This window comes from Halorubrum distributum JCM 10118 (assembly GCF_000337335.1).
Lineage (GTDB): Archaea > Halobacteriota > Halobacteria > Halobacteriales > Haloferacaceae > Halorubrum > Halorubrum distributum.
Genome location: NZ_AOJN01000027.1, coordinates 66,826 through 68,848, shown reverse-complemented (window position 1 = coordinate 68,848; position 2,023 = coordinate 66,826). Strand labels below are relative to the sequence as shown.

1 tRNA gene and 2 rRNA genes (1 of these 3 cut by a window edge) are annotated in these 2,023 nt (G+C 58.8%); all 3 read right to left on the bottom strand.

Features of this window, described 5'->3' with window-relative positions:
- Positions 1–93 (bottom strand): 23S ribosomal RNA (locus tag C466_RS17120); the annotation flags it as partial.
- Between the two features lie 277 nt (positions 94–370).
- Positions 371–442, bottom strand: a tRNA-Ala gene (locus tag C466_RS05525).
- A 256-nt stretch (positions 443–698) separates the two neighbouring features.
- Positions 699–2,023: ribosomal RNA gene (locus C466_RS05520) — 16S ribosomal RNA — on the bottom strand; it runs 158 nt beyond the window's last position.

The following is a 2,023-nucleotide window of genomic DNA, read 5'->3' as shown; positions in this document are numbered from 1 at the left end:
CCATGCGGGTCCCATGAGCTTTTCGCAGCTTGGCACGTCCGTCGTCGGCTCTCGAGCCGAGCCATTCACCAGCTGGCACAGTAGCCAGTAGTGTGTCAACAGACTCTCGAAGGAGAGTTGTTGACGGTGTCAGAAACACTCGTCAGAGTGTTCCGACTGTATATGGTTCACTGACGTTCCACGAACTCGGATGAGTTCAGTGGACGTCTGGATCGCACGTATACACGGTTGTCATTGAATCGCCCCGGGTGTGACGGGGCGTTCGTCGAACCCTTCCCATCCACGGTTTCCCGGGATGGTGCATCGGTCGTCGTAACCCAACGGAATCACGTCTCTCATTTAAGCGGACGGAATCGCGTCGGGTCTGACATGGACTCACTGGGATTCGAACCCAGGGCATCCTCCTTGCAAGGGAGGCACTCTACCGCTGAGCTATGAGCCCACCTTCCCTGGTGGGAAGGTCTGGTGTGTGTGGTGTGAGCCGTGGTCGTTCTAAGGTGTCCAAGCCGGCGGGTGGGTGGACGGTACACAGACCAGTGCGAATGAGTAGTGACCGTCTCAGAAAGACGGTCTAAGGTGATCCTCCCGTGTGGGAGGTCTCGGGTCGGTGGAGGTGATCCAGCCGCAGATTCCCCTACGGCTACCTTGTTACGACTTAAGCCCCCTTGCGAAGCCCAGATTCGACNGTCTCGGGTCGGTGGAGGTGATCCAGCCGCAGATTCCCCTACGGCTACCTTGTTACGACTTAAGCCCCCTTGCGAAGCCCAGATTCGACGTTCGTGGAACGCCTCATCCGGACCTCACTCGGGTGCTTTGACGGGCGGTGTGTGCAAGGAGCAGGGACGTATTCACCGCGCGCTTGTGACACGCGATTACTACCGAATCCAGCTTCATGTGGGCGAGTTGCAGCCCACAATCCGAACTACGATCGAGTTTCTGAGATTACCGTCTCCTTTCGGAGTAGGAACCCTTTGTCTCGACCATTGTAGCCCGCGTGTTGCCCAGCACATTCGGGGCATACTGACCTACCGTTGCCCGTTCCTTCCTCCGTGTTAGCCACGGCGGTCCTCCTACTGTCCCCAGCTACCTCGCGGTACTGCTGGCAAGTAAGGGTGCGGGTCTCGCTCGTTGCCTGACTTAACAGGACGCCTCACGGTACGAGCTGACGGCGGCCATGCACCTCCTCTCTGANGCAAGTAAGGGTGCGGGTCTCGCTCGTTGCCTGACTTAACAGGACGCCTCACGGTACGAGCTGACGGCGGCCATGCACCTCCTCTCTGAGGCTCGGATAAGGTCATCAACCTGATCGTCATTACCACAGTCGATGCTGGTGAGATGTCCGGCGTTGAGTCCAATTAAACCGCAGGCTCCTCCGGTTGTAGTGCTCCCCCGCCAATTCCTTTAAGTTTCATCCTTGCGGACGTACTTCCCAGGCGGTCTGCTTAGCGGCTTCCCTACGGCACAGCACCCACTCGTAGTGGGAGCCACACCTAGCAGACATTGTTTACGGCCAGGACTACCCGGGTATCTAATCCGGTTCGAGACCCTGGCTTTCGTCCCTCACTGTCGGATCCGTCCTCGCGACGTGCTTTCGCCATCGGCGGTCCGTCCAGGATTACGGGATTTCACTCCTACCCCGGACGTACCCGTCGCGCCTTCCGGTCCCAAGCCACGCAGTTTCTACCGGGCGCCCACCTGTTGAGCAGGTGGATTTCCCGATGGACTTGCGCGGCCAGCTACGGACGCTTTAGGCCCAATAAGATCGGCCATCACTTGGGCTGCCGGTATTACCGCGGCGGCTGGCACCGGTCTTGCCCAGCCCTTATTCTGGTACCACCTTACGGTACCGAAAAGCACAGGCGCTATGCCTGTGCACTTGGGATCCCCCTATCGCACTGTCGTGCAGTGTAAAGGTTTCGCGCCTGCTGCGCCCCGTAGGGCCCGGAATCTTGTCTCAGATTCCGTCTCTGGGTTCTCACTCTCATGACCCATACCGATTATTGGCACGGTGGGCCGTTACCCC